23 protein-coding genes and 3 pseudogenes are annotated in these 25786 nt (G+C 69.8%); 13 read left to right on the top strand and 13 right to left on the bottom strand.

Features of this window, described 5'->3' with window-relative positions; translation table 11 throughout:
- A partial coding sequence (locus tag ACFW6P_RS22465; RefSeq protein ID WP_386424437.1) for a transposase occupies positions 1–403 on the bottom strand: 403 nt, incomplete at its 3' end.
- A gap of 144 nt (positions 404–547) precedes the next feature.
- Here ACFW6P_RS22465 and ACFW6P_RS22460 point away from each other — a divergent pair.
- Positions 548–3520 carry a Tn3 family transposase gene (locus ACFW6P_RS22460; protein WP_386357076.1) on the top strand — a complete coding sequence of 991 codons (2973 nt, stop codon included), beginning with the start codon at positions 548–550 and terminating at the stop codon, positions 3518–3520.
- A 258-nt stretch (positions 3521–3778) separates the two neighbouring features.
- Here ACFW6P_RS22460 and ACFW6P_RS22455 read toward each other — a convergent pair whose 3' ends face one another.
- On the bottom strand, positions 3779–4363 hold the full coding sequence (locus ACFW6P_RS22455) for a Tat pathway signal protein (protein ID WP_386357079.1): 585 nt from the start codon (positions 4361–4363) through the stop codon (positions 3779–3781).
- A gap of 191 nt (positions 4364–4554) precedes the next feature.
- Between ACFW6P_RS22455 and ACFW6P_RS22450 the strand changes: the two genes are divergently transcribed.
- Together ACFW6P_RS22450 and ACFW6P_RS22445 are read left to right on the top strand one after the other, a co-directional pair.
- A complete protein-coding gene (locus ACFW6P_RS22450) occupies positions 4555–5808 on the top strand; it encodes a hypothetical protein (protein ID WP_386357082.1) in 1254 nt (417 codons plus the stop codon).
- Positions 5809–5947: 139 nt separating this feature from the next.
- The gene (locus ACFW6P_RS22445) at positions 5948–6550 is read left to right on the top strand and encodes a recombinase family protein (RefSeq protein WP_386357085.1); all 603 of its coding nucleotides are present in this window, start codon (positions 5948–5950) and stop codon (positions 6548–6550) included.
- Positions 6551–6576: 26 nt separating this feature from the next.
- Here ACFW6P_RS22445 and ACFW6P_RS22440 read toward each other — a convergent pair whose 3' ends face one another.
- A complete protein-coding gene (locus ACFW6P_RS22440) occupies positions 6577–7098 on the bottom strand; it encodes a hypothetical protein (RefSeq protein ID WP_386357087.1) in 522 nt (173 codons plus the stop codon).
- A 155-nt stretch (positions 7099–7253) separates the two neighbouring features.
- Here ACFW6P_RS22440 and ACFW6P_RS22435 point away from each other — a divergent pair, with 155 nt between their 5' ends.
- On the top strand, positions 7254–7379 hold the full coding sequence (locus tag ACFW6P_RS22435) for a hypothetical protein (protein WP_386357090.1): 126 nt from the start codon (positions 7254–7256) through the stop codon (positions 7377–7379).
- 26 nt (positions 7380–7405) lie between these two features.
- On the opposite strand, the gene ACFW6P_RS22430 is transcribed toward ACFW6P_RS22435, so the two are convergent.
- Complete coding sequence (locus ACFW6P_RS22430; protein ID WP_386357093.1) at positions 7406–8185, bottom strand: hypothetical protein; 780 nt, start codon at positions 8183–8185, stop codon at positions 7406–7408.
- Positions 8186–8722: 537 nt separating this feature from the next.
- Between ACFW6P_RS22430 and ACFW6P_RS22425 the strand changes: the two genes are divergently transcribed.
- Positions 8723–9028: a hypothetical protein gene (locus tag ACFW6P_RS22425; protein WP_019075625.1), complete on the top strand. Its 306-nt coding sequence runs from the start codon at positions 8723–8725 to the stop codon at positions 9026–9028.
- Positions 9029–9061: 33 nt separating this feature from the next.
- Here the strand turns inward: ACFW6P_RS22425 and ACFW6P_RS22420 are convergent, their stop codons facing one another.
- From ACFW6P_RS22420 to ACFW6P_RS22410, 3 genes are all read right to left on the bottom strand, one after another.
- A complete protein-coding gene (locus ACFW6P_RS22420; RefSeq protein WP_386357096.1) occupies positions 9062–10762 on the bottom strand; it encodes an IS1182 family transposase in 1701 nt (566 codons plus the stop codon).
- 179 nt (positions 10763–10941) lie between these two features.
- Positions 10942–11307, bottom strand: coding sequence for a 5-fold beta-flower protein (locus tag ACFW6P_RS22415; protein WP_386357099.1), 366 nt, complete (start codon positions 11305–11307; stop codon positions 10942–10944).
- A gap of 171 nt (positions 11308–11478) precedes the next feature.
- Entirely contained in the window at positions 11479–11925 is a 447-nt protein-coding gene (locus ACFW6P_RS22410) for a zinc-binding alcohol dehydrogenase family protein (RefSeq protein WP_386357102.1), read from the bottom strand.
- Positions 11926–12020: 95 nt separating this feature from the next.
- Here ACFW6P_RS22410 and ACFW6P_RS22405 point away from each other — a divergent pair, with 95 nt between their 5' ends.
- Together ACFW6P_RS22405 and ACFW6P_RS22400 are read left to right on the top strand one after the other, a co-directional pair.
- Positions 12021–12563: a GNAT family N-acetyltransferase gene (locus tag ACFW6P_RS22405; RefSeq protein ID WP_386357105.1), complete on the top strand. Its 543-nt coding sequence runs from the start codon at positions 12021–12023 to the stop codon at positions 12561–12563.
- A gap of 262 nt (positions 12564–12825) precedes the next feature.
- The gene (locus ACFW6P_RS22400; RefSeq protein WP_386357107.1) at positions 12826–12957 is read left to right on the top strand and encodes a hypothetical protein; all 132 of its coding nucleotides are present in this window, start codon (positions 12826–12828) and stop codon (positions 12955–12957) included.
- A 46-nt stretch (positions 12958–13003) separates the two neighbouring features.
- Here ACFW6P_RS22400 and ACFW6P_RS22395 read toward each other — a convergent pair whose 3' ends face one another.
- On the bottom strand, positions 13004–14563 hold the full coding sequence (locus ACFW6P_RS22395; protein ID WP_386424434.1) for a purple acid phosphatase family protein: 1560 nt from the start codon (positions 14561–14563) through the stop codon (positions 13004–13006).
- A gap of 143 nt (positions 14564–14706) precedes the next feature.
- Between ACFW6P_RS22395 and ACFW6P_RS22390 the strand changes: the two genes are divergently transcribed.
- Both ACFW6P_RS22390 and ACFW6P_RS22385 read left to right on the top strand, forming a co-directional pair.
- Positions 14707–15750 (top strand): 3-isopropylmalate dehydrogenase, encoded by a 1044-nt coding sequence (locus ACFW6P_RS22390; RefSeq protein WP_386424431.1) that lies wholly within the window; start codon positions 14707–14709, stop codon positions 15748–15750.
- Positions 15751–15988: 238 nt separating this feature from the next.
- A complete protein-coding gene (locus ACFW6P_RS22385) occupies positions 15989–17077 on the top strand; it encodes a branched-chain amino acid aminotransferase (RefSeq protein WP_386357116.1) in 1089 nt (362 codons plus the stop codon).
- A gap of 20 nt (positions 17078–17097) precedes the next feature.
- On the opposite strand, the pseudogene ACFW6P_RS22380 reads toward ACFW6P_RS22385, so the two are convergent.
- A pseudogene (locus ACFW6P_RS22380) lies at positions 17098–17449 on the bottom strand (cytosine permease); the annotation flags it as partial.
- Between ACFW6P_RS22380 and ACFW6P_RS22375 the strand changes: the two are divergent.
- Together ACFW6P_RS22375 and cimA are read left to right on the top strand one after the other, a co-directional pair.
- A pseudogene (locus ACFW6P_RS22375) lies at positions 17436–17639 on the top strand (TetR family transcriptional regulator C-terminal domain-containing protein); the annotation flags it as partial. The pseudogenes ACFW6P_RS22380 and ACFW6P_RS22375 sit on opposite strands and share 14 nt — an antisense overlap.
- A gap of 312 nt (positions 17640–17951) precedes the next feature.
- Entirely contained in the window at positions 17952–19556 is a 1605-nt protein-coding gene (cimA, locus tag ACFW6P_RS22370) for a citramalate synthase (protein WP_386357119.1), read from the top strand.
- A gap of 25 nt (positions 19557–19581) precedes the next feature.
- Here cimA and ACFW6P_RS22365 read toward each other — a convergent pair whose 3' ends face one another.
- Positions 19582–20241, bottom strand: a complete 660-nt coding sequence (locus ACFW6P_RS22365) for an SLATT domain-containing protein (protein ID WP_386357122.1) — start codon at positions 20239–20241, stop codon at positions 19582–19584.
- A gap of 183 nt (positions 20242–20424) precedes the next feature.
- On the opposite strand from ACFW6P_RS22365, the gene ACFW6P_RS22360 reads away from it, so the two are divergent.
- Positions 20425–21774, top strand: coding sequence for a hypothetical protein (locus ACFW6P_RS22360; RefSeq protein ID WP_386424429.1), 1350 nt, complete (start codon positions 20425–20427; stop codon positions 21772–21774).
- A 209-nt stretch (positions 21775–21983) separates the two neighbouring features.
- Positions 21984–22489, top strand: a pseudogene (locus ACFW6P_RS22355) (YdeI family protein).
- Positions 22490–22564: 75 nt separating this feature from the next.
- Here ACFW6P_RS22355 and ACFW6P_RS22350 read toward each other — a convergent pair.
- The 3 genes from ACFW6P_RS22350 to hpnR form a co-directional block, all read right to left on the bottom strand.
- Complete coding sequence (locus ACFW6P_RS22350) at positions 22565–23350, bottom strand: S1 family peptidase (RefSeq protein WP_386357128.1); 786 nt, start codon at positions 23348–23350, stop codon at positions 22565–22567.
- A 215-nt stretch (positions 23351–23565) separates the two neighbouring features.
- Positions 23566–24159: a YceI family protein gene (locus tag ACFW6P_RS22345; protein WP_386357130.1), complete on the bottom strand. Its 594-nt coding sequence runs from the start codon at positions 24157–24159 to the stop codon at positions 23566–23568.
- A gap of 115 nt (positions 24160–24274) precedes the next feature.
- Complete coding sequence (gene hpnR / locus ACFW6P_RS22340; protein ID WP_386357133.1) at positions 24275–25774, bottom strand: hopanoid C-3 methylase HpnR; 1500 nt, start codon at positions 25772–25774, stop codon at positions 24275–24277.
- Positions 25775–25786 lie beyond the last annotated feature (12 nt).

The following is a 25786-nucleotide window of genomic DNA, read 5'->3' as shown; positions in this document are numbered from 1 at the left end:
CGGTCGCGGCCACGACCTCCTTGACCTTGGTGAAGATCCGCGTCGGATTGGCCGAGTGACGCAAACGGCGCCGGAAGTACGTCAGCAGCGAGGGATCGAAAGCGGTGTCGTACAGGCCGAGCCCGCAGGCGGCCTTCCACCGCAGGTCACACCGCAGTTCCTGAACGGTCTCAAAGTCCGACAGCCCGTGCAGGCTCTGCAGCACCACCGTCGCCGCCAGCACCTGCGGCGGCAGACTCGGACGGCCGTTGGACGAGGGGTACATGTCGGTAAACATCCCCGGCGGGAACAGCGCCTCGCGATGCTCGGCAAGGAACGCGAACACACTCCCGGCCGGGATCAACTCCCGGCAGGTCTCCCACACATCCGGCCCGACCATCTCCCCGGCCCATTCCCCCTGCATGCCTACAAGACTGGCCCCAACTCCACCGAGCCGGGGCCAGAACCCGCAACATTTTCAGTGATCTTCTAGGCATGCCGTTTCCTGCTACTGGGCCCTGTCGTTGGCTGATCGGATGAACCGACAGTTCGACGGCAAGGGGCTGGTGTGCGACAGGAGTGGTCGCCGGAAGACGTTGTGGCGTGCTGGACGCTGGTGGATGGCGACTGGGACCTGGTGGCCAACAAGTCCGGCACGACCCGGCTCGGCTTCTGCCTGATGCTCAAGTTCTTCGAGATCGACGGCCGTTTCCCGGAGTTCATCGAGGAGTTCCCGCAGGCTGCCGTCGACTACGTCGCCGGTCTGGTCAAGGTGCCGGCGGCCGAGCTTGCGAAGTACGACCTGGCGGGCGCGAAGCGACACCGGAAGCAGATCCGCGAGGCGCTGGGGTTCCGGCCGTCGACCCTCGCGGACGAGGAACAGCTGACGGGGTGGCTGGCCGCAGAGGTATGCCCGGTCGAACTGGTCGAGGACCGGCAGCGCGAGGCCCTGGTGGTCGAGTGCCGGGAGAGGAAGATCGAGCCTCCGGGCAGGACCCGGATCGAGAAGGTCCTGGTCGCCGCGCGAGGCCGGTGGGAGAAGACTTTCTGCACCCGGACCATCGAACGCCTGGGCGCTGCGGGCATGGCCCGGCTGCTGGCTCTGGTCGGGGAGGACAACGAGGACGGCACCGCCCTGCTGGCCGCGCTCAAACGCGACCCGGGCGCGGTCGGGTTGGACTCGCTGCTGACGGAGATCACCAAGCTGAACGACGTACGCAAACTCGGTCTGCCCGACGGGCTGTTCGCGGACTGCTCGGAGAAGCTGCTGGCCGCGTGGCGGGCGCGGGCGATCAAGATGTACCCCTCGGACTTTCGCGACACGAGTGAGGACGTGCGGATCACTCTGCTTGCCGCGCTGTGCACCTCTCGCCAGGCGGAGATCACGGACGCGCTGGTGGAGCTGTTGGTGGCTTTGGTCCACAAGATCAACGCCCGTGCCGAGCGGCGGGTGGAGAGGCAGCTGACGGCGGAGCTGAAGAAGGTGCGGGGCAAGGAGGGCATCCTCTTCAAGCTCGCCGATGCGGCGATCGGTAAGCCGGACGAGGTGGTGCGTACGGCGCTGTACCCGGTGGTTGGTGAGAAGACGCTGCGCGACCTGGTGGCCGAGGCGAAGGCCAACGAGAAGGTCTTCAAGGCTAAGGTCCGCACCACCCTGCGCTCCTCCTACAGCTCGTACTACCGGCAGATGCTGCCGCCGCTGCTGAAGACGCTGGGCTTCAAGTGCAACAACACCGCCTACCGGCCGGTGATGGACGCGATGCGACTACTGGAGAAGTACGCCGGCGTCGACGGCAAGACCCGCTTCTACGACGCCGCCGACGAGGTGCCGATGGACGGCGTCGTACGCAAGGACTGGCGGGAGGCCGTCGTCGACGACAAGGGCAAGGTCGAGCGCATCCCGTACGAGCTGTGCGTCCTGGTGGCGCTGCGGGAGGCGATCCGGCGCCGTGAGATCTACGTCGAGGGCGGGAGGCGGTGGTGCAACCCGGAGGACGATCTGCCCGGCGACTTCGAGGCCACCCGCACCGTGCACTACGCCGCGATCCGCCAGCCCCAGGACCCCGCTGAGTTCATCAGCGGCCTGAAGCGGCGGATGGCCGACGGCCTGGACCGGTTGTCCTCCGCACTCGCGGATGGCTCGGCGGGCGGGGTGAAGGTCACCACCCGCAAAGGCGAGCCGTGGATCACGGTGCCGAAGCTGGACAAGCTGGACGAGCCCACTGGCCTGACGGCCCTGAAGGAGGAGGTCGTACGCCGCTGGGGTGTGCTCGATCTCCTGGACGTGTTGAAGAATGCCGACTTCCTCTCCGGGTTCACCGACGAGTTCTCCTCGGTCGCCGCGTACGAACGCATCGACCGCGCTACCCTCCAGCGCCGCCTCCTGCTCGCGCTCTCTGCCCTGGGCACCAACATGGGCATCCGCGCGATCGTGGCGACCGGCGAGCACGGCGAGACGGAGGCCGCCCTGCGGCACGTGCGCCGGCACTTCATCACCGTCGACAACCTCCGCGCCGCCGTAACGAAGCTGGTGAACGCTACCTTCGCCGCCCGAGACACCGCATGGTGGGGCCGCGGCACGGCGTGCGCCTCGGACTCGAAGAAGTTCGGGTCCTGGTCCTCGAACTTCATGACCGAGTACCACGCCCGCTACGGCGGCAACGGCGTGATGGTGTACTGGCACGTCGAGAAGAAGAACGTCTGCATCTACTCCCAGCTCAAGAGCTGTTCGTCGTCCGAGGTCGCGGCGATGATCGAGGGCCTGCTGCGGCACTGCACGGATGCCGAGATCGAGTCGAACTACGTCGACACCCACGGTGCGAGCGTCGTCGGGTTCGCCTTCACCGAGCTGCTCAACTTCCGCCTGCTGCCCAGGTTGAAGAACATCGGCAGCATCCGCCTGTACTGCCCCGACGACTTCCCACCCGGCTGGCCGGCGCTCGGCGGCTCGCTGACCCGGCCGATCCGCTGGGACCTGATCGAGCAGCAGTACGACCAGATGGTCAAGTACGCCACCGCGCTCCGCCTGGGGACGGCGGAGGCGGAGCAGGTGCTGCGGCGCTTCACCCGCGGCGGGCCCAAGCACCCCACGTACGCCGCGCTCGAAGAACTCGGCCGCGCTGTCCGCACGGTCTTCGCCTGCGACTACCTTGCCGCCCCCGGCCTGCGCCGGGAGATCCACGGCGGGCTCCAGGTCGTGGAGAACTGGAACAGCGCGAACACCGTGCTCCACTACGGCAAGGACGGCGCGCTGACCGGCCCGGACAAGGAGCACGCCGAGACCTCTATGCTCGCGCTGCACCTGCTCCAGTCCGCGCTCGTGTACGTCAACACGCTTCTGGTTCAGCAGATCCTCGCCGAACCGGCCTGGGCGAAGAAGCTCTCGGACGAGGACCGGCGGGGCCTGACCGCGCTGTTCTGGTCGAACATCAACCCGTACGGAACCTTCCGCCTCGACATGGACAAGCGACTCGACCTGGGGCGGGCAGTGACCGTGCCTCGCCCCCGATCCGGCAGAGCTGCCGCCGGTAACCGGGTTTGAACGCCCGTTGCGCCCCGGAGGGAGTGGCCACACATGAGGAGAGGGCAGGGTGCCCCTGCCCTCCGGGTTCAGCGGTTCTCAGCCTCGGCCGTCACAGGCCTTGCAGTCGCCGCTGCCCTTGCAACTGGAGCACGTGAACAGCCCCCGGGATCCGGAGCCCCCGCAGGTGGTGCACTTGCCGTTGCCTTTGCATCGCTGGCACATGATGGTCGTTCCCTTCGTGGTCGGTGTGAGTTCTTTCGAGACGAGTCGGCGGAATCAGTACGTGCGGGCCTTCTCCCAGCCCCGGGCGTTGTTCAGCGAGGTGGTGAAGTAGTAGTTGGGCGACTTGTACTTGCCGTCGGGCAGGTAGGCGCTGGTCAGGGCCGGGCTGTAGCTGCGGAAGATGGCCAGCGACTTGGTGAGACAGTTGTTGGTCAGCACGGCGTAGCCGTTGGACTTCATCCGCCCGTACGTCTGCTGGGCCGCCCTGAGGTTGCCGCTGGCGGTGTTGATGCACCGGTAGTAGTCGTAGGTGGTCAGGCTGATGCTGCCGCGCAGCTGCGTCCAGGTGCCGCCCTTGATCCAGCTTCCGTTGTTCTTGCCCGGGGCGGTGTAGCTGTCGCCCTCCGCGTTCTCCGTCGCGCCCCAGATCCAGTGGCTGGAGTTCTTAGGGTCGCGGATGGCCCAGGCGACGTGGCCGGCTCCCTTGGCTCCCTGCTGGTCCTGGAACAGGCATACGCGGCCGAGCGGGGCAGCGTCCGCCTGAGCGGCGGGCAGAAGCGCAGGCGTTGCACCGCCCAGGACTGCCGCAGCCAGGAGAGCCGACCCGATACCCCTCTTGCGAACCTTCGTTCGAATCACGGTGTGTTCCTCTCGTGTCTCAGAGACTTGTGGGATTCGGCGGCGCAGTGGACGCGCCGTCAGAATCGAGGATGGCCAGGGGAATCGAGCGAAGCCACAGGCGTCAGGGAGGTGCATGTTGCAGTGCAACTTTCACCGCTGTGACCTGCGAAACCTGGTGTCGACGTGCAAACGGGAAGGGGTCTACCGGGTTGGGCAGCACGAACGAAGAACTGATCGACGAGTTCGGCGATGCGCTGGATGAATGGGCCAAGGAGGTCAAGCACGTCTGCCGTGCGTCGGGGATGCAGCAGCAGCAGCTCGCAAGCAGGCTCAGCGTTGACCCGAGCCGAGTCTCCAAGTGGCTGAGCGGCCGGAAGATCGTCACCACCGGTGGTGCGGCTCTGCCGGGCAAGGGCCTGTCTCAGGACATCGTTCGAGCCTTGGGACTACAAGGGGCGCAAGCCCGGCGAGTGCTGCAATTCGGCGAAAGGATCGATCTCGCACAAACACAGTTGGAGCGCAGATACCCGAGTGGTTGGAGGGTTGCTGCGCAAGCCCACTTCCGTAGTTCGTCTGAGGCAGCGCTCAATTCGAGCCCTTCGGCCGGGACTGAAGCCGACTCCTCTGCGGGCGAGGCGCCCCGTCCTGGCCCGCCGGCAATCAGCCAGCGCCAGGATGCCCCTGAAGCAGCTTCCGATGCGCCGCTTGCCCGCACGACGGCCACCGTGCCTGTTGCTGCGGTTGACGAGAAGGCTTCAGCCCGGCCGCCGCTGGCCACAGGCGGCGAATCGCCCGGCGTCCCTCGTCGTGGCCCGTGGCAACGACTGTGGCGTGACCGGCCTGGATGGGGCAAGGTTTTGGGCGGCGTGACAGCTGTGGCTGCGACTGTCGCCGCCGTGGTCATCGCCGCTACGGCAGTGGTGGGAGCCGACGGTGACGAGGAGACTGGCAACGGGTCTGAGGGGGCCAGCCCCCAGGTGTCGGCTTCGGCCAGCGCGGGCTCTTCCGCACGGGTGGGGCCGGGGGCAGTCCCCTCGGAGTCTCCGGGTCTGGAGAAGGGGACCCTGGGGGAGGACAGCCGGTGTAGCGTCCCGTTCGCGGGGCCGGGCGCGGTGGCGTGGAGAGTATGCGCACGCGTCGAGGCGGAGCGCATTTCCTTCGCCCTCAAGATCACCAACCATGGGAGCAAGGCGGCAACGGTCAAGATTCGCCTGGAGTACGTGCAAGCCAACGAGTTCCATCCGTGCCCGAAGGCGCCGAGCACCCATCCTCTCGACGTGGGGGCAGGGGAGACCGTCATCACGGACCTTCGGCAGTGCGCTGTGCCCCGGGAGGAAGCGCCCTACGCCTACCAGGGGGTGGGCTGGGTGCTTGCCGAGGACGTCAACGCGGGCTCGTACAGGCTGTCCCCCACCGCGAACGTTTATCCCGATCGGGTCACCTGGCAACCCGACTTGGTGTGATCGGCAGCGCGTCCCGAGTGTCGGCAAACGATCGTCTGCCGACACTCGGCGCAGTGATCACGAACCCGCAGGTGGGCAGTGTCGGCAACTCGCGTCGACAATCAATGTCGGTGAACGGTCCGGCCGGTAGATTCCGACGATGCTCATTGGCTACGCCCGCACATCGACGGCCGACCAGAACCCCGGTCATCAGATCGACGCACTACTCCGCCACGGCGTCGACCGCGACAACATCCACGTCGACGTCGCCAGCGGCGCGAAGGCGTCTCGCCCGAAGCTCGATCTCGTCATGCAGCTGCTGCGCGAGGGCGACACGTTGAAGGTGACCCGGCTCGACCGCCTCTCCCGCTCCGTGCTGCACCTGGTAACCCTCGGCGCCGAGCTGCGCGAGCGGAGTATCGGGCTGCACGTCATCGAACAGGGCATCGACACCGCCACGATGGAGGGGCGGGCGATGTTCGGGATGCTGTCCGTACTGGCAGAGCTCCAGCGGGAGCTGATCGTGGCGAACACGAACGACGGGCTCGCCTCCGCGCGAGCCCGCGGCCGGGTGGGCGGACGCCGGCCGAAGCTCACCGAGGACCAGGCCGCGCTCGCCCAACGGCTCTACGACGAACGGGAGAAGACCGTCCAGCAGATCGCCGACATGTTCAGCGTGCCGAGGTCGACGGTGTACGGGCACCTCGACAGAGCCAAGACCGTCCCCCGTCAGCCGAAGAAGACCAAGGTCACGAAGTCTTGACCGCTACCTTGCGGCTGGTGTCTGAGCTAGGACTCCGGGGCCACTTCGCTGTTTCGGGAGTAGAGGGCCGTCCCATAAAGCACCTCTCTGGCTCGGACCACGAAGGCTTCGCAGGCATGCTCCGCTGTCTCGCCTCGGAGGAGCATGTCGGCCTTATCGGTAGCGAAGAAGATCTCTCGGGTCTTCGTCTGGATCTCCGCAGCCTGCTCGGCGAGGTGCTGCGCATGCGGGCCATGGGCGACGAGGCGGAGCCGGAAGGCGCTACTGCGGACCTCGACGTAGAGCCGATAGGACTCGACCCGGGCCGCGAGGGCCGCCTCTGATTCGGCCGCCATTTGCTGGCTTGTCCATCGGTCGTACTGTGCTCGCCGATAGTCTTCTGCGAGGCCAATGAAGTCAGCGCACGCATCAAGGAGGCGCTGGTGGTTGCGCTCGCGGTCGGCTTGGGCTGCGGACAAGACCGCGGTCTTCTTCTGGTAGCGGTGCGCGACGACCGCACCAAGCAGCGTTCCGATGACGGCGATAGCGGCCGCGATGATCCCCGACACACACGTAGCCCATCACCTTGTAGCAAGCGCCAGACAGAGCGCGAATCGGCCATCCTTCGCCGGCCGACCTGTGGGGGCCTGAGGCCCCCACAGTCGCTCGTCGGCATTCGCCGACGACGCTGCGGTCACGAAGCGCTGACGCTCGTTTGCGGCTGGTGACGATCCTGCTGGCTTATTCCGTGCCCGGCGGGGCTTGCGGCTCGTTGGTCGGAGCAGAGGAGATAGCCGCAGCGCTGAACGAGAACCGCATCAACATCCTCGTGGCCGACATCCAGCGCTGAAGCGGCCGTCCAGCACGTACTGCTAATTAGTTGTTGACACTCAGGACGGCGCGCGCGCAGCTGACGAATTCCTTCATGGCCTCCTCATGCTCCCTCCAGTACTGGTCAAGCCGGGGGCCTATTTCAGGCTCCATGCAGTCGCTGAGCAGGGCCGACGCTTGCTCTGCGTCCAGGGCCGGGAGCTGGTCGAGAGCCGCAGACGCCGCATCGTGCATCTCCATCATGTTCGCGGCATCGGCTGCATGCGCGGCGCGGAAGGCATCCAGGGCCTCCACGGCCCGGCGGGCATCCTCATACTCGGGCCTCCAGACGCTGACACCGGTCAAACGCATGTAGAGCCAGTACGCCTCACCTCGTTGGCGAGCGAGGCGTTGGAGGTTCTGCGCCGCATTCAGAACGTGGGTGGACGCAGTGGCGAGGGAGACTGGAGCGACAAGCTGGAGCACCCCCCAGGCATGGATAAGTTCGTCGTAGGCGGGCGTGGAGGCTCCCGTGTCGGGTTCCCGGAACATCGTGTGCAGAACTCTGCCGAACGCCCTGTCGGTGCGGATCAGGTTCGTCGCTGCGCTGATCCGCTGCTCGCGCAGCGCAGCGGCGTGGGCCGCGGCTGCGGCGTGGTCGGCCTGTTCCCGGACTGCCTGAAGGGTAGCCGTCGCAGCCGTTTCCGCTGCTTCCTTCGCGGCCTTGGCCTGCGCGACGCCCCCGCCGGCTTGCACTTTGGCGCCGAGCCAGACGCCGGCGAAGGTGAAAACGATGGGGAGGAGCCAGACTATGAACGCCTGGTGCTCCTTGAGGAAATCAATCACGCACTGATCTTCTCCTGTGCGGCGGGAGACGCCGGAGCCGACGACACAGCCGGGCTCGGAGAACCCGGGACCAAATCCCAGCTCAAGACGGAGGCCCCGGAGACTACCGTCTGCGGCATCGAGCAGCCGTACCCGTCGCTATGATCCGCGTCGTACCGAATGTCAGGTGGCGACCCCCGCTTTCGTCCCCCACAGAAACCGGCCGAGCAGCGCCTGCCGCAGTCACCTTGCTGAACGTGAAAGGCAGACATGATCCGCCGGTTCCTTCCTGTCATAGCCGCCTGCGCGGCAGCACTCCTCGCCGTCGGCTGTAGCGGCCGAGCCCCGCAGCCTGCTGCGGCAGCCCCCACGGTCACGGTCACCCAGACCATCGCGCCCACCCCCACCCCCACACCGACATCCACGCCTGTAGCCAGACGCACTTCGGCCACCCCCACACCGGCCGTCTCCTCGGCTCCCGCGCCAGCCCCGGCCCGCACTCCCCAGGGATCAGTCGCCCTGACCGAATGGCACGACGGCGACGCGACGAACAAGTGCGTGAACGTCATGACCGTCTACGAGAACCGCTCCGACACCGCAGTCATCTCCGTCACCCAGAAGTTCCAGACCTTGTACACGCCCAAGCACGCCGACGGTGAGTACCCCGACGACGTGGACGGCCCAGTCAAGATGCTCACTCAGGACGCGGGCATCGCCCCATACGGGACCCGGACCCTGTACTGGCAGGTGTGCGCGCCCGAGCTGGCCTCCAAGCAGAACCCAGTTCCGCCGGACGGCACCGACTCGTTCATGTCCGAGATCGGCGCCCAGCCTCGCGCCACCGCCTGGGACTGGGCGCAGTAGATCACCCGGTTTCGATCCTGCTCGGCTATTCGTTCACGCGGCGAGGGAGAGGTCGAGGCGGGCAAGGTGACTGACACGGGTGCGGTCGAGCGGGTGGCCGTTCCACCAGGCATCGAGGCGAATGAGGTTGAGCGCAACGGCGGAGAAGACGTGCTCCAGGTGAGTCTTCTGGAGACCGAGGTATCGGGCACGTCTCATCCCGGTGACCGCGACGGCCTGGTGGATGGTTCCCTCGATGCCCGCGCGGGTTCCGTACTTGGCTCGCCATAGCTCGTCGCCCTGCTGGAGGCGGGCATGATCGAGGACTTCTTGCAGCTCGCGGGGTTGCAGGGAGAGAGTCCGGCCGCCGGTCTTCGAGCGGGTGCACTGGTTGCGCACCGGGCAGGGACGGCATGTCTCCTTGTCGAATTTGATGACGATGGCTTTGGTGCCGCGCAGGGTGGCAGGGCTCCACCAGGTGCTAGTGTCCCCGCGTGGGCAGGTGGCCTGCCGCTTGTCCCAGTCGATGGTGAACGCGGTGCGGTCGAACCCGGCGCCTGCACGCGCCTGGGGTGAGCTGTTCATCAAGACCGGGGTGACCAGGGTGACCCCGAAGTTCTTCTTCATCCCCATGATCAACTCGGCGGATGCATAACCGGAATCGAGAAAGTGCTCGGCGGGCAGGAGATCACGGGCGGCGAGCATGTGATGGACCGGTTCGGTCATTTCCGCATCCGTCACCGTGGCGTCGGTGGTCGCGATGCCGGTGATCAAGCGCGGCTGCGGTCCGTCGGCTCCGGGGATCAGCGCCTGGCCGTCAGCAGCCGGGTCCTGGTCGTCGGTATCGTCGCAGGACTCACTGATGTGGATCTTGTAGCCGGTCCACCAGGAGCCCTGTTTGAGGCCGTAGCGCGCGTCGGTGTCGTACGGGGAGGCCAGCCGCAGTCTGCCGGGCGGGAGGTCTTTGCTCTCCCGCCGCTGCACCTCCGCCCCAGCCTCGGTCACGGTGCGGTGGTAGTTCTGCACCCACATCGTGCGCAAGACCTGCACCGCCGGGAGTTCGCGCAGCCATGCCGGGGCATCAGGGGCATGCACCGCCTCCAGCAGCGTGAACCCGTCCCGGCCGTAGACCAGGGTCATCTCCTCGCGCTTGCTCGTGGAAGCCGGCGGATGCCAGGAGTGGATCCGTGGGCCGTAGCGTTCGGCCCATTCCCGAACGGGAACCGCCCCGGCCAGCCAGTCCGGGGCCGCGCAGGCCAGCGCCTCCAGCGCGGCCCGCAACGTCTCCCCGGCCAGCTCCAGCCTGTTCAGGTCGCGTACCGCCGCCAGCACCCGGGTGGAGTCGGTGCGCTGCCTGCCTCCGGCCTTGACCAGGCCCCGGTTTTTGAGGGCGGTCAGCAGCAGGTCGAGCACCTTCTCCTCCATCCCGTGCTCGACCAGACGCGTGCGGAACTCGGACAGCACCGAGGCGTCGAACCCGGGATCGTCCAGCTCCAGGCCGAGTGCGTACTTCAGGTCCATGCCGTACCGCACCCGATGCGCTGCCGCCCGGTCGGTGAGGTTCTCGGCGAACTGCAACACCGTCACCAGCGCCAGTTGACCCGGTGACCAGCCCGGCCGCCCTCTGGCTCCGAACGCCTCGGCGAACTCGGCGTCTGTGAACAACTCGCCCAGCTCGTCACGGACCCGCATCGCCAACGGGTACGGGCCCCGTGCCGCCACCGCCCGCGCCACCTGCGCGGTCAGCTCGGGCACCTTCGGCCACGGCCTCGGCCGCATCGACATTCCACACCCCACCCGCGACCGGGAACGCCAAGACGGCCGCTGCTGCCCTGACCAACGAGCCGCCAGCCCCGCCGGGCACGGAATAAGCCAGCAGGATCGGTGACAGGGTTCTTACCGGCACCAGGTAGCCGGTGTTGTCGGCATCGTGGCTACTGGCTCTGGAGCAGCAGCAGGAGGAGCCCGGCTGCGCTGATCTTCAGTTCGAACGTTTCGTCTTCGTCGTCGTCTTCCTCTGCATAGTCGTCCCAGTCCTGCCAGATGTTGACTTCAACGCTGCCGACGATGTTGCTTCGAGCGTCCCTGACGTAGCCGAAGGCTCCGAGATAGCCAGCGGTCTGTCCCTGCGCGTTTATGATTGCGAAGCCTGAGAGAGAACCGACTTTTCGACGGTTGGTGTCCTTTACCTGGCCGTAGGAGTCGAAGGAACCGACTCTCTGGCCGTTGGCGTTCTTGATCGACCCGGATGGGCTGGTCACGCCGATGCGGTTGCGGTAAGCGTCGTAGATAGTGCCCATTGCCCCCCCTGCCGCTGATCCTTTTGAAGATCGTAGAGCCGAGCCGCGGCAATTCGGTAGACGCGGGCAGTTGCCTGCCGACACCACGGCGGAGGCCACCTGCGACAAGGTCCTGCAGTTTCTGTGGGAGCTGCGCGCCGCCCACCCGACTACCCCAAAGCTACCCGCTGGTTACTTGCTCCCTGGTGTCTGAGCTAGGACTCCGGGGCCACGCCAGGCGGTGAGCACCGCCGTCGGCGCGGCGGCCGCGTGGGCGTGGTCCAGCCCGGCGGGTTTCGCCGCGAGGTGAAGGGCCGGTGCGGTGACGTGCGTGGCGTGGCCGCCGCCGTCGATCCGGCCGAACACCTCGTCGCCGGGCCGGAACCGCGTGACGCCGGTCCCGACCTCCTCGATCTCCCCGGACACGTCGTGCCCCAGCGTGAACGGCGGTTCGCCGAACAGCGGGGCGGCGCCGGAACGGGCCGGCCGGTCCGCCGGACCGACCGCCGCCGCGTGCACCCGGAGCAGGAGCTCCCCGGGGCCCGGTCTCGGCCGCGGGTGCTCCTCGATCTCCAGTACGTCCGGTCCGCCGAAGCGGTGCTGGGTGATCACCTGCGCGCGCGGCTCTGCCGTGGTCATCGGGTCTCCCTCCCGGAGCCGGACCCTTCCATCCTGCGCGCGGCCGGAGCCCGTAACCAGTCGAGAGTCCCCGGCCCCGTTCGCATACTGGGCGGATGACCTACCGCGCCCGCACCGCCCACACCGCCGACCTCGCCCCCGCCGAACTCGACGCCGTACGGGTCCTCCTGGACGCCGCCTTCGACGGTGACTTCGGAGACGAGGACTTCGACCACGGCCTCGGCGGCCTGCACGTCCTCGTCCACGACTCCTCCGGGCTCGCCGCGCACGGGGCGGTCGTGATGCGCCGCGTACGGCACCGCGGCCGGTGGCTGCGCACGGGCTACGTCGAGAACGTCGCCGTACGCGCCGACGCCCGCCGGGCCGGCCTGGGCGGGCGGGTCATGGCGGAGCTGGAACGCGTCGTCGACCGCGCCTACGACCTCGGCGCCCTGTCCGCCAGCGACGACGGCGCCCTCCTCTACACGGCCCGCGGCTGGCAGCCCTGGTCCGGGGAGGTGCACGCCCTCAGCCCCCGGTACGGCGCCGTCCGCCTGCGGGAGGAGGAGGGGAGCACCTACGTCCGTCCCGTCCCGGCCGTCCCGCTCGACCCGGCGCACGAACTCCTCTTCGACTGGCGGGACGGAGACGTGCTCTAGGTCTCACCCCTCATCAGCGCAGCTCAGCGGGGTGTGACCCGGTCCACCGTCTCAGATAGTAGGAAGTCCGAGTAATGGTGGAGACAGACGCGTCGGCCTCCCTTAGTTTTGTAGGAGCCGAACGTCTCGCTCGACCAAGCGAACGGCGGTCGTGAGCCGGGCCCCGCGCAGGCAACCCCTGCGGCCACCGCTCCCCGCCCCTTCCGGTGTCTCGTAAACCCCTTTCCCGCACTCCGTGCTGGTCCGAAGGAGACGATGTCCCATGGCCGAGACGACCGTCCGCCGCCGAGTCCGCCACTCCTCCCGCACGAGCGAGTCCGACCGCCGGAACGCCGCCGCCGCGCTCCAGCGCGCCCTCGACCGCCGGGACAACGGGGGATCCACCGGCCACTGAGCCGTACCAGGACCGGGAGCCGCCCGACGGGGCGCGGCGCGGGGCCTCACGCTCCGCGCCGCACCTCGAAGTGGTCGATCCGCTCACCGCTCGACGCCAGCGCCGACACCCGCAGCCGCGGAGCGGCGCCGCTCACCGCCTCCACGGACAGGAACGAGAAGCCGCGGTAGCGCACCCGCGACCACGGCGCCGACTCCGCCTTCGTGTCCCGGGACTTCGTCCACCGGAACGACTCCACCGGCTCGCCGTCGGTGACGTGGCCCTCGTAGCTCTCCTTCGCGCCGTCGGGGAATCCGTACAGCTCCTTGCCGCCGCCGCCCGCGGTGACGTACACGATCCCGTCCCGGCGCGGATCCGTGGTCCCGCCGACCCGCACCGGCCTGCCCACCTCGCCGTCACGGACGGCGTCGGTCCGCTCGTAGACGTGGTTGTGCCCGTTGATGACCAGGTCCACCTCGTGCCGCGCGAACAGCGGCAGCCACGCGGCCCGCACCCCGCCGTCCGAGGCGTGCGTGGACGTCGAGTACGCGCAGTGGTGGAAGAAGACGACGATGAAGTCGACGTCCCGCGAGGCCCTCAGCTCGCCCAGCCTCCGGTCCAGCCACCGCGTCTGCCGCCCGTGCGTGCAGCCGAAGTTGGCGGGGATCTCGTAGGACACGTCGTTCGTGTCCAGCGCGACCACGCCGACGTTGCCGTAGGTGAAGGAGTAGACGCCCGGAGCCGTGTGCGGGTCGAAGCCGCTGTCCGGCAGCGAGAACCGCGCCAGTTGGCCGCCGTAGCCGTCGGGGGAGTACCAGGCCTCCATGTCGTGGTTGCCGGTCGTCACCATCCACGGCACCGACCTGGCCACCGGCTCCGTCTGCTTCAGGAACCGGTCCCACTGGGTCGCGTCGAAGACGTCCGACTCCCGGCCCCTGCCCGTCGGGTCGGCGTAGCAGATGTCGCCGGCGTGCAGATGGAAGGCGGGCCCCCGGCGCAGCAGCATGCGGTCGTTCAGAGCCGCCTCGTCGCCGACGCCCTGGTCGCCGAACGCGGTGAACACGAACCGCTCGGGCGGTTTCGCGGGGGCCGTGCGGAACGACGTGAGGGTCGAGCGGTGCTCGGGGGACGCCGGGTCGAAGCCCTCGTGCCCGACGCCGTAGTAGTAGGTGGTGTCCGGACGCAGTCCGTCCAGGGCCGCGTGCAGGTAGTACTGCTCGACCGCCGCACGCACGCCCTTCAGTTCCGGGGTGTGCAGGTCGCGCAGCTCCGCCTCCACCTTGCGCCCGAGGTCGTCGGGGCGCGGGCCCACCCGGACGTACGGCTTGCGCACGGCGAGCGGCACCTGCCAGGAGATCCGCATCTGCGTCCTCGGGTCGGCGCCGAAGGCGAGATGACGGCCGAACGGCCTGATGTGGGAGCCGGGCGCCTGCGACGTGGCGGACGAGGGCGTGCGGGTCGCCGTGGGGCCGGAGCCGGAACAGCCGGTCAGCAGCCCGCTCGCCACCGCGCCCGCCGTCACCAGCGCGCGCCGCCGGGACAGCCGGGTGCGCAGGTACTCGTGCTGTTCCGCCATGCTCATCCGGCGCGCGAGCTCGGGCGGGATGCCGAAGTGGGGGATCTCCATGTCCAGTGAATGTCCCAGCAGTGGCCGACGGTCGCACGGCATACGGGTGAACGTCGGTCGACGGCCGCGTGCGGCCACCCGGCGACGTGTCCGCATCACGGACACGTCGTGTCATCCCATGGGACGAGGGGTAGGGTGCCCGCATGTCTCGCAGCATCGATCTCGCAGTGATCCCCGGTGACGGCATCGGCCAGGAGGTCGTGGCCGAAGGCCTGAAGGTCCTCTCCGCCGTCCTTCCGCAGGATGTGAAGCTGGAGACCAAGGAGTACGACTTCGGCGCCCGGCGCTACCACGCCACCGGTGAGACCCTCACCGACGCCGACCTCGACAGCCTGAAGCGGCACGACGCCATCCTGCTCGGCGCGATCGGCGACCCGTCCGTGCCCTCCGGCGTCCTGGAGCGCGGCTTCCTGCTCAAGCTCCGTTTCGCCTTCGACCACCACGTCAACCTGCGCCCGTCGAAGCTCCTGCCGGGTGTCGCCACCCCGCTCGCCGGTGAGCCGCAGATCGACTTCGTCGTGGTGCGCGAGGGCACCGAGGGCCCGTACACCGGCAACGGCGGCACGATCCGCAAGGGCACCGTGCACGAGGTCGCCACCGAGGTCTCCGTGAACACGGCCTTCGGCGTCGAGCGCGTCGTGCGTGACGCCTTCGAGCGCGCCCAGGCCCGCCCGCGCAAGAAACTGGCGCTGATCCACAAGAACAACGTGCTGACCTTCGCGGGTCACCTGTGGACGAACGTCTTCAACGAGGTGGCCGCGGAGTACCCCGAGGTCACCACCGAGTACATGCACGTGGACGCGGCGACGATCTACCTCGTCACCCAGCCCGAGCGGTTCGACGTCATCGTCACCGACAACCTCTTCGGCGACATCGTCACCGACCTCGCCGCGGCCGTCTCCGGCGGCATCGGCGTCGCCGCCAGCGGGAACATCAACCCCACCGGCGAGTTCCCCTCGATGTTCGAGCCCGTGCACGGCTCGGCCCCGGACATCGCCGGCCAGGGCAAGGCCGACCCGACCGCCACCGTGCTGTCCGTCGCCCTGCTGCTGCGCCACCTCGGCTACGAGGCGGAGGCCACCCGCATCGACGAGGCGGTCGCCGCCGACCTCGGCGAGCGCGCCGCCGGGCCCGCCCGCTCCACCACGCAGATCGGCGACGCGCTCGCCGTACGCGTAGCCGGCTGACCCGCCGCGCTCTCAGCAAGCCGCCGGGTCGCCTCCGCGCCCGGCGGCTTCCGCACGTCCCCGCCGGGTGCCATCCTCGACCACCGGGTCGCATTCACCCCGTTCCTGCCGCCGCCCCCGGGCGATAATCGAACGCGAGGCCGCGCAACGAGGGAATGCTCGGACGTCCTAGCACTGGTCACCAGCAGGGCAGTACCGAGCGCGGCCCGTCACTACAACCGGTGAAGGACATCAACCCATGACGACGCCCACGATCGAGCTCAAGCCCTCCGCCAGCCCGCTCTCCGCGAGCGAGCGCGAGGCGATCCTGGCCCACCCCGGTTTCGGCCGCCACTTCACCGACCACATGGTGACGATCAAGTGGACGGAGGGCCGCGGCTGGCACGACGGGCAGCTCGTGCCCTACGCGCCGATCTCCCTGGACCCGGCCACCACGGTCCTGCACTACGCGCAGGAGATCTTCGAGGGGCTGAAGGCCTACCGCCGCCCCGACGGCTCGGTGGCCACGTTCCGGCCGGAGAAGAACGCCGAGCGCTTCCAGCGCTCCGCGCGGCGGCTCGCGATGCCGGAGCTGCCGGTCGAGACGTTCATCGAGGCGTGCGACACGCTGGTCACGCAGGACAAGGCGTGGGTGCCGGCGCACGGCGGCGAGGCGTCCCTCTACCTGCGTCCGTTCATGATCGCGACCGAGGTCGGTCTCGGTGTGAAGCCGGCCAACGAGTACCTCTTCCTGGTGATCGCCTCCCCGGCCGGCGCGTACTTCCCGGGCGGGGTGAAGCCGGTGTCCATCTGGGTCTCCGAGGACCGCGTGCGCGCCGTCCCCGGCGGCATGGGCGACGCCAAGACCGGCGGCAACTACGCGGCGTCCCTGCTGGCGCAGGCCGAGGCCGCGGCGAAGGGCTGCGACCAGGTCTGCTACCTCGACGCCGTCGAGCACACCTGGGTCGAGGAACTGGGCGGCATGAACCTGTACTTCGTGTACGGGAACAAGATCGTCACGCCCTCCCTCACCGGTTCGATCCTGGAGGGCGTCACCCGTGACTCCCTGCTCACCGTCGCGCGCGACCTCGGGTACGAGGCAGAGGAGGGCCGGGTCTCCGTCGAGCAGTGGCAGCGCGACTCGGAGAACGGGTCGCTCACCGAGGTGTTCGCCTGCGGCACGGCCGCGGTGATCACCCCGGTCGGCACGGTGAAGCGGGCCGGTGCGGAGTGGAAGCAGAGCGGCGGCGAGCCGGGCGAGGTCACGCTGCGGCTGCGTCGGGCGCTGCTCGACATCCAGCGGGGCACGGCCGAGGACACGCACGGCTGGATGCACCGCCTGGCCTGACGGCCCCCCGCCCGCGCGGGCTACGGCCTTCCCGGCCCGGTGGAGCAGGAAGCCGGTGCCGTGCTGTCGGCCCCGGGCTCCGCCGGAGCCGGGCCCGGGGCCGACAGCACGTACGCCGCCCCGCCCACCAGCCCCGACAGCAGGAGGCTGCAGTCCGCCCCGCGGGTCGGGGCCGGCAGCGGTCCCTCGTACGACGGCAGGGACACCGACAGGGCGCCGACGGTGGCGCCGGCCGCCCAGGACGGGGTCGCGGGGACGTGCCAGCCGTGGCGGTACCAGGAGGCGCCGCCCCGTGCGCGGCGGTTGAAGACCTGGAGGGCGTCCGCGTCGTACACCGCCGCAGCGGGCGAAGCCGACGAGGGTGATGACCGCCCTGCTCGCCGAGGGCATCTCCCGGGGCGAGTTCCGCCGCTTCGACCCGGACCGCTTCGCCGCCCGGCTGCGGGCACTGCCGGACGGCTTCTTCCTCCACGTCGCGAGCGGCCCACGCGGCACCGACCGGGACCGGACCCTGCGTCACGTGCACGAGTTCCTCGCCGACAGCCTCCTCACGGACGGCTGACCGGAGGGTGACCGACCGCATCCTGAGACACGCGTGAGCGAGGCGCACCCGGTGTGCCAGACTTTCTCCGTGCTCTCGTTCGCCACGATTATCGGCAGCAGGCGCGCCGGTCCGCAGTGACCGCCACGTACGACCAGGTACGGGCGGACACCGTCGTCCTCGACCCGCGCGCAGACCTCTCGCACCCGCGAGAGGTTTTTCGCTTTTCTGGCCCACCCGCAGTCAGGAGCGAGAGCGCGAGGGAGAATGTGGGGGCGGTGGAGCCGGTCATTCCGGTACGACCGAGATTCAATCCTCAGGAGCCTTGAGACCATGACCGCACCCAGCGAGCTCGACGAGTCCTTCCACGTCTTCGACACCACCCTGCGCGACGGCGCGCAGCGGGAGGGCATCAACCTCACCGTCGCCGACAAGCTCGCCATCGCCCGCCACCTGGACGACTTCGGCGTGGGTTTCATCGAGGGCGGCTGGCCCGGCGCGAACCCCCGTGACACGGAGTTCTTCGCCCGCGCCCAGGAGGAGATCGTCTTCCGGCACGCCCAGCTGGTCGCGTTCGGCTCCACCCGCAGGGCCGGGACGACCGCCGCCCAGGACCCGCAGGTCAGGGCGCTCCTTGAGTCCGGCGCGCCGGTCATCACGCTGGTCGCCAAGTCGCACGACCGCCATGTCGAGCTCGCCCTGCGCACGACCCTGGACGAGAACCTGGCGATGGTCCGCGACACCGTCTCCTTCCTGACGGGGCAGGGCCGCAGGGTCTTCGTCGACTGCGAGCACTTCTTCGACGGCTACCGGGCGAACCCCGAGTACGCGAAGTCCGTGGTCCGCACCGCGTCCGAGGCGGGCGCCGACGTGGTGATCCTCTGCGACACCAACGGCGGCATGCTGCCGGCCCAGATCCAGGCGGTCGTCTCCACGGTCCTCGCGGACACCGGCGCCCGCCTCGGCATCCACGCCCAGGACGACACGGGCTGCGCGGTCGCCAACACCCTCGCCGCCGTCGACGCGGGCGCCACCCACGTGCAGTGCACCGCCAACGGCTACGGCGAGCGCGTCGGCAACGCCAACCTCTTCCCCGTCGTGGCGGCCCTGGAGCTCAAGTACGGCAAGAGGGTCCTGCCCGAGGGCCACCTGCGCGAGATGACGCGGATCTCGCACGCCATCGCCGAGGTCGTCAACCTCACCCCCTCCACCCACCAGCCCTACGTCGGCCTCTCCGCCTTCGCCCACAAGGCCGGCCTGCACGCCTCCGCCATCAAGGTCGACCCGGACCTGTACCAGCACATCGACCCCGAGCAGGTCGGCAACACCATGCGGATGCTGGTCTCCGACATGGCCGGGCGCGCCTCCATCGAGCTGAAGGGCAAGGAGCTCGGCGTCGACCTCGGCGGCGACCGCGAGCTGGTCGGCCGGGTGGTCGAGCGGGTCAAGGAGCGCGAACTCAGGGGCTACACCTACGAAGCGGCCGACGCCTCCTTCGAGCTCCTGCTGCGCACCGAGGTCCAGGGCAGGCCGCTGCGCTACTTCGAGGTCGAGTCCTGGCGCGCCATCGTCGAGGACCGGCCCGACGGCTCCCACGCCAACGAGGCCACCGTCAAGCTCTGGGCCAAGGGCGAGCGCATCGTCGCCACGGCCGAGGGCAACGGCCCGGTCAACGCCCTCGACCGCGCCCTGCGCGTGGGCCTGGAGAAGATCTACCCGCAGCTCGCCAAGCTGGAGCTGGTGGACTACAAGGTCCGCATCCTGGAGGGCAAGCACGGCACCAACTCCACGACCCGGGTCCTGATCTCCACGTCCGACGGCTCCGGCGAGTGGTCGACCGTGGGCGTCGCCGACAACGTCATCGCGGCGAGCTGGCAGGCCCTGGAGGACGCCTACACCTACGGCCTCCTGCGGGCCGGGGTGGCCCCGGCGCAGTAGGCGGCCGTAGCCGGGCGGTCCCCGGTCAGATCACCGTGTCCCGGGACCGCGGCCCCGGCACCTCACCGCCCCGGTCGCGCCCGGGCACCCGGTCGAGCCGGAACAGGCCCCCGGAGTTCGGGCGCTGGCCGGCGGACGGGGACGTGGAGCGGGTCAGCTCCTCGACGCCGTCGGCCAGATAGCCCACCCACGCCGAGCCCTCCTCCTCGATCAGCCGCTGGGCGTCCGTGCGCAGCCGCTCGATCACCGCCAGCAGCGCGGCCTGCTCCTTGTCGCTGGGGGAGTCCGTGGTCCGCAGGAACAGCTGCGCCCAGTCGGACTGCGCCTTCTTGAGCAGCTGCTGCAGGGCCAGTTGCGTGCGGATGTAGCGGGTCCAGGACGCCGAGAAGCCGAAGACCCGGTCGAACAGCACACAGCCCGCCCCGCCGGCCAGGAACACGAAGCCCCACTCGGGCCGCACCAGGGCGGGGGAGGCCGTGTGCACCAGCGGGATCAGCGTGCCGGCGATCCCCAGCAGCGCGGCGAGCGCCCGCAGCGACCGCGACCACGCCGCCGGTCCCCGGCGCCGGGCCAGGTACCAGCCGATCGCCGTCGTCACCTCGGCCTCGGCGTGCCGGAACAGCTCCCAGAGCAGATCGGCCCGCGTCCGGGAGCGGTCCAGCTCGTCGAGTGACGCCACCGTCATGTCCGCGGTCCTGCGTCGTCCGAACATGTTCCTCATCCCGCCCCTTCTGGTGCGCCCCCTGGACCCGGACCCGCCGGACCGGCCCACGGCGGTGGGCCAGAGGCATCGTAGGGGCAGCCGCGCTCTCGGGTGGCTGCCCGGGCGGATATCCCTTTCTGTTCCGATTCAGGTAGCTTCGAACCTATGAAGGCCGCACTGGTGCGTACCGTCCTCCGTCTGCTGATCGTGCCGGTCGCCGCCGTCCTGGCGGTGCTGGCGGCCGGTGTGCCCGGGGCGCACGCGGCCACCGACCTGTCGAAGGTCGCCGACTCGCTGCGCGAGAGTCCCGTCTACGTCGATCCGGCCGCCTCCGGCGTGCTGGCCGAGTCGGACGCGCAGGCGCTCGCCGCCAAGATCAAGGACGCCGGCAAGCCCGTCTTCGTCGCTGTCCTCCCGGCCGGCTACCCCACGCAGGACCTGTTCCGGAACCTCCGTACGGAGACCGGCATCACCGGCCTGTACGGGATTCGCCTGGGTGACCGGTTCGACGCCCGTGCCGACAGCTCCGTGATGAGCCGACAGGCGGTGTCCAACCTGGTCACGGCCGTGCAGGGCACCGGGGACGCCAAGGCGCAGCTGAACGACTTCGTCGACGACGCCCTGCGGAACGTGGGCGGGTCGGCGCCGAGCAGCTGGGGCGGCGGCTCGGGCGGCGGCGTACCGGTCGGCGGCCTGATCACCGTGGGCGCCCTGGTGGCGGCCGGCGGCGCTGGCGTCTACGCGGTGTCCCGGCGCAACCGGCGCCGCCACGAGGAGGAGCAGCGGGCCGCGCTGGAGAAGCTGCGGGTCGTCGTCGACGAGGACATCACCGCCTTCGGCGAGGAGCTCGACCGCCTCGACTTCCATCCGGGGGAACCCGGCGCCGACGACGCGATGCGCGGCGACTACGAACACGCCCTGGACGCCTACGACCGGTCGAAGACCCTGATGGCGGCCGCCGTGCGGCCGGAGGACGTCAAGGCCGTCACCGAGGCCGTCCAGAACGGCCGGTTCTCCCTGGCGCGGCTCGACGCCCGCCGCACGGGCAGGCCGCTGCCCGAGCGCCGCCCGCCCTGCTTCTTCGACCCGCGCCACGGCCCCTCGGTCGCGGACGCCGACTGGACACCCCGGTCCGGCACCGTGCGCGAGGTCCCGGTCTGCGCGGCCGACCAGCGGCGTCTCGCCGAGGGCCGCGACCCGGTGATCCGCGAGGTCGACACCGACACCGGCCGCCGCCCGTACTGGGAGGCGGGCCCGGCGTACGGCCCCTGGGCGGGCGGTTACTTCGGCGGCGGCATCCTGCCCGGCCTCCTCGTCGGCACCATGCTCGGCAGCATGATGGCGGCTCCCGCCTACGCGGCCGACTACGGCTCCGGCTACGGGGACTTCGGCGGCTACGAGGGCGGCGACGTCTCCGGCGCGGACTTCGACACCGGCGATTTCGGCGGTGACTTCGGCGGGGGCTTCGGCGGCGGTGACTTCGGCGGGGGCGGGGACTTCGGGGGAGGGTTCTGACGGCCGCGGGGGCTGGACGGAGGGCCTGAGCGGTGGACGCCCTGGGCGTCTTCCTGGACGCCCTCACCCACGCCCGGGCGCCTGCGTTGCCCGCCCCTCCCCTGGCGGACAGCCTCTGTCCCATGCCGGCCCTACGGTGGCGCCATGAGCGACGCTGACGGAACGGACCCGGTCTCCCCTTCGCCACCGCGGCCGCCCTCGACGACTGGCTGTCGGCCCACCCCGCCCCGCATCCCGGCCTGTGGGTCCGGGTCGCCAAGAAGGGGTCGGGCGTCCCCTCCGTCAGCGCCGCCGAGGTCAACGACGTGGCGCTGTGCCACGGCTGGATCACCGGGCGGCGCAAGGGACTCGACGGGTCGCACTCCCTCCAGCGGATCACCCCGAGACGCCCCGGCAGCCTGTGGTCCCTCGTCAACGTGCGCCGCGTCGGGGAGCTGACCGAGCACGGCCGGATGCGGCCCGGCGGGCTCGCCGAGGTGGCGGCCGCGCGGGCCGACGGACGCTGGGAGGCGGCGTACGCCTCACAGCGGGACGCGCAGGTCCCCGAGGACCTCGCGGCCGCGCTGGAGCGCACCCCGCGGGCCGCGACCGCCTTCGGGGCGCTCGGGCGGACGGGACCGGTACCTCGCGATGCTCGGCGTGCTCCGCGCCCGGACCCGGGGGCCGGGCGGCCCAAGTGGCCGCGGCGGTGAGGAGGCTGGAGTCCGGAGGGTGAGACCCCGACGAGGGGCGCCGCCGCGCGGAACGGGCCCGGCACCACCCGGTGCCGGGCCCGCGAGCCGTGGGCGGCTCAGAGGGTGGAGGCCGCCGAGGCGATGGCGGAGGCGAACGTCGAGACCTCCGTGTAGACGCCGGGCGCCTCGGGCCGGGCGCAGCCCTCGCCCCAGCTCACGATGCCGACCTGGATCCAGCCGCCGGTGTTGTCCTTGCGGAACATGGGGCCGCCGGAGTCGCCCTGGCAGGCGTCCACGCCGCCCGCGTCGAAGCCGGCGCAGATCTCCTCGTTCGCGACGAGGCCGCTGTAGAGGCCGCCGTAGGCCCTGCAGACAGCGTCGCTCACGAACGGCACGGTCGCCTTCAGCAGGTAGCGCTGCTGGGAGCCGCCCTCGCGGTTCGCGCCCCACCCGGCGACGGTGAAGGTGCCGGTGTTGTACTGCGTGGTGGTGGCGATCTTCAGCGTCGGCAGGTTGATGGGCTGCGCGAGCTTGATGAGCGCCCAGTCCTTGCCGGTGCCGTTGTAGCCGGGCGCGCGCAGTACCTTCGTCGAGCGGACCTGGACCCGGCCGCTGCTGGACTGGAGGTCGACGACCCCGGCGGTGGCCGTGATGCCGGTGTTGTTGCCGGAAGGGCCCACGCAGTGCGCGGCCGTCAGCACGATCTGCTGGGTGTAGAGCGCGCCGCCGCAGCCCATGGACAGCCGCACCATGAACGGGAACTCGCCCTGCGCGGCTCGGGTTCCGCCGACGATGGGCGAGGGGGCGGCCTGCGCCGCGGAGACGGGCTGGAGGCTGGCGATCGCGAGGGCCGCGGCGCCGAGCACCGCGCATCTCTTGAGAGCCGTGAGGAGTCGCTTCAACGTGATGCCTTCCGTGGGGGGTTGGCCGGGTGTGCTACCGGGACACCAGATTGACCAGTTCATGACAGCAGTGAGGACGAAAAGAACGTCCAGGGGCTGGCATGGACTGGTCAAGATGCTGCTGCTGGATTATCGGAAGGCCGACCGTTCTCGCGCAAGGGGTGCGATCCGGCCAGACCGGCCCGGTGGGGGTCACCGGGCCGGTGTCCCCCGGCTCACGCGGTGCGGATCGCCGAGACGTCGAAGCTCAGCCTGATCTTGTCCGAGACCAGGACGCCGCCGGTCTCCAGCGCGGCGTTCCAGGTCAGGCCCCACTCGGAGCGCAGGATCTCCGCCTTGCCCTCGAAGCCCACGCGCTCGTTGCCGAAGGGGTCCGTCGCCGCGCCGTTGAACTCCAGGTCGATGGAGAGCGGGCGGGTCGTGCCGAGGATCGTCAGGTCGCCGGTGATCCGGTAGTCGTCGCCGCCCAGGGCCTCCGCCTCGGTGGAGCGGAAGGTCATGGTCGGGAACTCGTCCGTCTTGAAGAAGTCCGCGCTCTTCAGGTGGCCGTCACGGTCGGCGTTGCCGGTCTCGATGCTGTCCATCACGACGTCGAGGGAGGCCGTGGACCGCGACGGGTCCGAGCCGTCGAGGTGGAGCGTCCCGGTGAACTCCTGGAAGCTGCCCTTGACGTTCGTGACCATGGCGTGCCGGGCGGTGAAGCCGAGCGTCGAGTGGGCCGGGTCGATCGTGTAGTCGCCGGTCAGGGCGGCCAGGTCCGGGTTCACGGCGGCGGCGGTCCCGTTGTTGTTGCGGCTGAAGATGCCCATGGCTTGCTCCTCCGAAGAGTAAGTTGAATGTTGAACTAGTTAACGGGTCTCACCGTAGACCTATTCCGTTCAACCTTCAATATTTGTGAGCCGGGGTCGTGACGACCCGGGAGGCCTACTCGGTGGGCCGGCGTGCGGGCGATCCCGGTGACGTGCCCCGGGTGTGGACGTACAGCCGCCGCCGGTCGCCGACGTCGAGGCGCTGCGGCAGCGGCAGTTCGTAGCGCACCGGCATGCTGTGGTCGGCGAGCTGCCGGCGCGGGTTGTAGACCTGGTTGAACTTCCACAGCATGCGCGCGAAGTTCGTCTGCCCGTGCAGCAGGTTGCGGCCCAGGACCCGGGCCGCGCCGAAGGCGGTGCGCAGGCCCAGGTGCTTGCGGTTGATGACGGCCTGGGTGCGGACGAGCTCCTCGTAGAAGCGCTCCAGCGGGAGCGTGGTGGGCACCACCGCGTGCTGGATGTCGAAGAGGCGGTAGTCCCGGGTGGTCAGGCGCCGCGACTCGGTGTGCCAGATCTCCGTGCCGGGGTACGGCGTCATCACCGTGAAGTGCACGATCTCCGGAACCGCCATCGCGAACTCCCGTACCACCCGGAAGCGTTCCTCGTCCCAGGCCGGGTCCACGATGAGGTTGATGGCGACCTTGATGCCGAGGCGGCGGGCGACCTGGAGGGCGCGGAGGTTCTCGTCCATGCTGACCCGCTTGCGGTACAGCTCCAGGCCCTCCGCGTCGATGGCCTCCATCCCGAGGAACATGTACTCCAGCCCCAGCCGGGCCCACCGCTCGAACACCTCGGGGTGGCGCAGCAGGACGTCGCTGCGGGTCTCCAGGTAGTAGCTCTTGCGGATGCGGCGCCGCTCGACCTCCGCGGCGATCGCGTCCCCGTGCTCGGGGCGGATGAAGGCCACGTCGTCGACGATGAAGACGTTCGGCTCCCGGACGGCCGCCAGGTCGTCGGCCGCCGCCTCGGGCGACGCCTTGCGGTAGCTGCGCCCGTAGAAGGTCCATGCCGAGCAGAACGAGCAGTCCCAGGGGCAGCCGCGGGTGAACTCGATGGAGGCGCACGGGTCGAGCTCGCCGATGAAGTAGCGCCGGCGGCAGCGCGTCAGGTCCCGGGCGGGCAGCGGCTCGTCGATGCCGTGCAGCATCAGCGGAGCCGGGCCCCGACCGGCGGTCGTGACGATCCCGGGCACGTCCTGCACGCCGCCGTCCCGGACCGCCTCCAGCAGGGGCCCGATCGCCGGTTCGCCCTCGCCGCGCACCACCGCGTCGACCACGCCCTCGGCCTGCTCCAGCACCTCCTCGGCGACGAAGGAGACGCTGTGCCCGCCCAGGAACACGAAGCAGTCCGGCACGGCCTGCTTCACCCCGGCGGCCAGCTCGATCGCCTCGGGGATGTTCGCCAGGTAGTTCAGCGAGATGCCGAGCGCCTGCGGCCGGAACGAGCGCACCTCGGCCCACAGCCGGTCGGGGCGCAGCACCTGGAGGTCGACGATCCGCACCTCGTGGCCGGCCTCACGGGCCGCGCCCGCGACCCGTTCGAGGCCCAGGGGTTCGAGCCTCAGGAAGATCTCGGAGTACATCAAGGCGCTGGGGTGGACGAGCAGGACACGCATGGACACCTCGCC

Source organism: Streptomyces sp. NPDC058741, from assembly GCF_042746715.1.
Classification (GTDB): Bacteria; Actinomycetota; Actinomycetes; order Streptomycetales; family Streptomycetaceae; genus Streptomyces.
The sequence above is the reverse complement of the archived record's forward strand: the minus strand, read 5'-3'. Positions and strand labels throughout refer to the sequence as shown.